This window comes from Bacillus sp. CGMCC 1.60114 (assembly GCF_042676365.1).
GTDB lineage: Bacteria > Bacillota > Bacilli > Bacillales > Bacillaceae_G > Bacillus_A > Bacillus_A rhizoplanae_A.
In genome coordinates this window covers 1-5,185 of record NZ_JBHTHG010000071.1, presented here as the reverse complement: position 1 = coordinate 5,185, position 5,185 = coordinate 1, and the positions used below count along the sequence as shown (strand labels likewise).

The following is a 5,185-nucleotide window of genomic DNA, read 5'->3' as shown; positions in this document are numbered from 1 at the left end:
ATGTTTCCACTTGAATAAATTTTGCTTTTCCATACTGATCACGCCCCTTTTTAGAGTACTAGTATCAGTATGTCCAAGTTCACTAGATTTCTTGCACCAGAACCCCAGAACCTTTCGTTCTGGGGGTGCTGCGGAATTTTAACCTGATGGCGATGTGACATAGCCCCTAATAGAGAATACTATCTGTGCATCATCCTGGAAACAAGGGATCTTTAATCGCATACTCTTTCGGTGGTTCTATTTCCATTAGGTTTCGTATAAAATAATCCCATCGTCGACGTGTAAAGTAAATATCTTCTGAAATCCCATGCAACCGATTCGGAAGAATGAGTAGGTCAAAGTCTTTGTTTTCTTTAATCAAAGCATTCACCATTCGCATGGTTAAAGCAGGATGGACATTATCATCCAGGTCTCCTGTCACCAAAAGTAATTTTCCATTTAGGTTCTTAACCAATTTCGTGTTATCTTGTTCACGGTATAGTTCTGAATCAAAAAGTCCTTGAAACCGTTCTCCCCAAGCCGCTAAGTATAATCGTTGATCATGGTTCCCGCACCCTGATACTGCTACCTTATATACATCCGGATAAGTCATTATAGCTCGCGCAGCTGCATACCCTCCTCCAGACTCGCCATAAATACCTACTTTTTCTGAATTTAGAAAAGGATACTGCTCCGCAAGTTGTTTAATAGCTACTACATGATCCTCAAGTCCTGCAGACCATTCCAACTTCCCGTCAGAAAAGTCATGGAATTCCTTTGACCTATAAGGGGTACCTCTTCCGTCCATTAGAATAACAGCAAATCCAAGTTGTGCAAAAGATTGAGCACCGCCCACTTGATCAACTGGTAGTCCTAATGCATACTCTCCCCCCCAAGTAAATTCTTTCGGTGTGTAAGTTATTTGAGGGCCACCATACATATAATCTAGAATGGGATATTTACATCCTTTGTTCATTTTTGCAGGAGGAATCAGTATTCCGTACAAATCCGTTATCCCATCGGCAGCCTTGACAGTGAAACGCTTTGGAATTTGATATCCATTTGATAAGAGAAGTTCAACATCAGCTTGCTCCAATGTACAAATTAATTTTCCGTCTGTTGAACGCAAAACTGATTTAGGTGGCATATCCACACGTGAAAAAGTATCTATAAAAAAACAATAATCAGGAGAAATAGACACATTATGCTCGGCATTCTCCGGAGTAAGGAGCACTAAGTCTGATCCATCTAGCCGAACTCGATAAAGGTGCTGAAAATAAGGATCCCGCTCCGGTTCTCGGCCACTTGCAGTAAAATACATCCACCCTTCTTTTTCATCAATACCAATGAGTCGACGAACTGTCCAAGGTCCAGAGGTAATTCTATTTTTTAGTCTTCCTGTACAACTATCATAAAGATAAAGGTGTGACCATCCGTCACGCTCGGAATGCCAAATAAAAGAGTTATCATGACACAGCCATTGAACATTGATACCTCCTTTTCCGCTTTTAATGTTATATAAATCTGTAAATAGGAAAGTTTTGCTTTTCTCCTCTAGCAAAGTTTGAACTTCGCCAGTTTTTACATTAGCAACAACAAATTGTACAGATCGATAATCGCGATCCATTTTTATGAAATAAACAAAGTCGCTGTCATTTGTCCAAAAAGCTGTTTGACAACTTGGACTTAACGGTGATAATAATCCAGTGATCACAGGTTCTGTATCCAACTGAATCATGGATTGCTGTTCAATATTACAAATTACAAATTGAACCTTTGGAAGATGCTTATCTCCAACTAGCGGATAACGATATGAATGAATGACAGGCGGCTTTGCATCCCCAGATGGAACTGATTGTAGAAGAGCCATTTTTCGTACCTTACGCTGATCCAACCGGTGTGTCAGGATTTGTTTGGAATCCGGCGACCACAATGCCGCTGGTGGCATCTTTTGGTTATATAAATGTTTAGAGACGATGGAAGTTTCTGTTTCCGGTTGATTACCATAATCATAGTGTCGCTTACCATCATGAGTTAATTGGATGATCTGTCCTGTTTCTAAAGAACGTACAAATAAATTATATCCTTTGATAAATGCAGACCAGCGCCCGTCAGGAGATAGAAGTTCATGTGCTGGCACTTTTTTAGTTCGGATTTGTTTACAATGATAATTAGTTAAATCGCAAACCCACGTGGATTCATCTACTTCAAATTGAATAGCCTTCTCGTCATTGATATAAGTAAAGGAGGTGAAGGGAAGGTTATCTGGATCAATTTCAAGGTTAATAACATTTGAGAGGGACTTTGCAAGTTTAGCATGATTGAAAGCAGATTCTTTAGTATTTGACTGTGGATTCATTAATACAAATTGTTTGCCACGTTTGTTTTCTTTTTGAATATCTTTTTGATACCAAAAGCGGTTTCCTTTATCTAACCAATTCGGAAAGACTTTACCGTTAAATACATCTTTTATAGCGTTCCAAGAAAGCAGACGCTCTGCTTTCTCATACTGTTCATCGGTTACTGGTAATGTCACATCTATCACTCCTTTAATAATTTATAGCATCCGCTTTAGTGCAGTAAAAACATAGAACCATTCATTTTTCTCATATTCAAAGACTTCCACAAACCAATAATATAAACAGATTATGGGTGAATCCTACTTATTTTAGACAGGTCTTATTATGCTCTGCACCTACCTTTTCATTAAATGCATTATTTCAAGCCACTTGACATGTAAGTATCATGACTTACATGTCTTTGATATTAGCAAGGTTTTTTAATCTTACATTTCTTTGTAAGATTTTTGAATTCTCTTTCATGTAAGATAACATCATCTTACAATGTTACTCTTTCTCCCAACTTTCATTTATCTTACAATAATCTTACAAAAGGAAAAATTTAGTTTTAACTTAGTAGAAACGGAGAGGGAAGATGGAGAGAAATATTATAATCGTCGATGATGAACCTGAAATCATAGAGGTATTAAAACTTTTTTTGGAAATGGAAGGCTTTTCGATACTAGAAGCACATGATGGTAAATTAGCTTTAAATTTGATACAGAAGTATAAAATTGACTTGGCTATTATTGACATTATGATGCCGAAAGTGAATGGATACGAATTGATTAAACTAGTTCGGAAAGAGTACAAAATGCCTATTATTATTCTTTCTGCCAAAAATCAGGAAATGGATAAAATTATGGGGCTTGGGCTAGGAGCAGATGATTTTATATCCAAACCATTCAGCTTGTTGGAGGTATTAGCACGAATCCAAGCTCAACTTCGAAGAACATATGATTTTAATGTTAACCCATCAAATCATGAGCATTCTCAAACGCACCTTAACGACTTGTTGTTGGATCACCACTCTTGTACCCTTTACAAGCAGGGAAACGAAATTAAACTTAGCGCCCTAGAGTATAAATTATTGAAGCTATTTATGGGGAAACCAGGTCGTATTTTCACAAAAAAACAAATCTTTGAAAACGTATGGTCTGATCATTATTATTCGGATGACAATACTATTATGGTTCAAATCAGTAGATTGAGAGAAAAAATAGAAGATTATCCGAGAAATCCAGTATATTTAAAAACTGTACGAGGCTTAGGTTATCGTTTTGCGAAGAAGGAAGAATTGAATGAACGATAAAAATAAAATATTTAACACCTTAATTAAAACGTATGTTTTCTTCTCGTTAACTGTTGGAATTACTGTCGTTATCCTACTTGTCATTTTAAATTTTCACATAAAACAGAAGTTCGATAATATTGTCTTATCTAATTTAAGAGCGAATGAAATTGTACGACAGGACTACTCAAACATTCGCTCTGACGCAATTGAGTCATTTAATGGTTGGATAGAAATTCTAGATGAAAATTTGCACGTTATTTACGTTAAAGGGAAAAAACAGGATAATTCATTCGCCTATACAGAAAAAGAATTAAACAGCCTTTTTTATGACCAAAAAGAAAATTTGTATCAAACTTCTTTAGCACCATTTAAAACAAAAGATGGGAAAACGGCTTATTGTCTTATTAAGATTCCCAAAACATATATAAAGCAAGAATTCACAGTAACAAGTGCAGCGAAAGACCATATTACAGCTTTTATAACGTTGCTGGTTCAAACCTTTCTTCTTTTTCTCCTTTTATTCGGGATTAATGTCTATATATATAGCCGTTGGATGGCTATGAAAATAACCAATCCGTTACTTTCAATTGCTAATGGAATTAGAAACATTACGAATGGATATTACTACAAACGGCTTCATTTTAAGGCAAACTATGAATTAATGAAAATACAGAATTACTTTAACCTTATGGCTGAAAAACTAGAAAAAACAGAAAAGGATAAAAAGCAGTTAGAAGAAAGCAAACAGCGTATGCTTGTCCATATCTCTCATGATTTAAAAACTCCTATTACAACTATTCAGGGCTATGTTGAAGCACTGCAAATGGGTCTTATTAAAGAGGAAGCGAAGAAAAAGCAAGCTTTACATATCATACATACAAAAACACGACTCGTTACAGAATTAATTGAGGATGTATTTGAATTGTCTAAACTTGAAAGCTCTGACTATCCATTTGCAACTGAATCACTGGACATTTCAGAATTTATTCGTGAAATATCTGCCGAGTATTATGGGTTGTTTGAAGAAAAATACTTTCATTTTCAATTTGAAATCCCTCCTCGGGAAATACTTGTTTCTTTTAATTATACATTGTTATATCGAGCCGTTTCTAACATACTGTCTAACGCCTTGAAATACAACCCAGAAGGAACGAATGTTTTCATTTCGCTAATTGAAGATACCCAAAAGATACATATTAATATCATCGATGATGGTATTGGTATTCCTAGTCCTATAAAAGAAAAAGTATTTGAAGCATTTTTCAGGGGAGACCAGTCAAGACAAAGCGATGGGGGAACAGGCCTGGGTTTAACCATTTCAAAACATATTGTGGAGAAACACAGAGGTCAAATTTATTTACATATAGACGAAGGAAAAACGAAATTTCAAATTACCTTGCCTAAAGCTGGTTACAATAAAAATCTAGCACAAAATTAAAAGGACTTATGTAATTTACTCGCATAGGTTCTGGTGCAAAAATAATTCGCTAGAACCATAGAATAGCAATATCCTATTAACCTTGAGGTTAAGCAGCTAACTTAAATAGGATGTTTTTGCCCATCCCTCGGGAGA

At 35.8% G+C, this 5,185-nt stretch carries 3 protein-coding genes; 2 read left to right on the top strand and 1 reads right to left on the bottom strand.

Translation table 11 applies throughout. The annotated features are described in order from the left end of the window. Positions 1–190: 190 nt before the first annotated feature. Entirely contained in the window at positions 191–2,515 is a 2,325-nt protein-coding gene (locus tag ACFQZ1_RS11105; RefSeq protein ID WP_377882256.1) for a S9 family peptidase, read from the bottom strand. A 398-nt stretch (positions 2,516–2,913) separates the two neighbouring features. Between ACFQZ1_RS11105 and ACFQZ1_RS11100 the strand changes: the two genes are divergently transcribed. Beyond that, a complete protein-coding gene (locus ACFQZ1_RS11100) occupies positions 2,914–3,630 on the top strand; it encodes a response regulator transcription factor (RefSeq protein WP_377882255.1) in 717 nt (238 codons plus the stop codon). After that, complete coding sequence (locus tag ACFQZ1_RS11095; protein ID WP_377882254.1) at positions 3,620–5,050, top strand: ATP-binding protein; 1,431 nt, start codon at positions 3,620–3,622, stop codon at positions 5,048–5,050. The genes ACFQZ1_RS11100 and ACFQZ1_RS11095 overlap by 11 nt, the downstream gene beginning before the upstream one ends. The last annotated feature ends 135 nt before the right edge of the window (positions 5,051–5,185 follow it).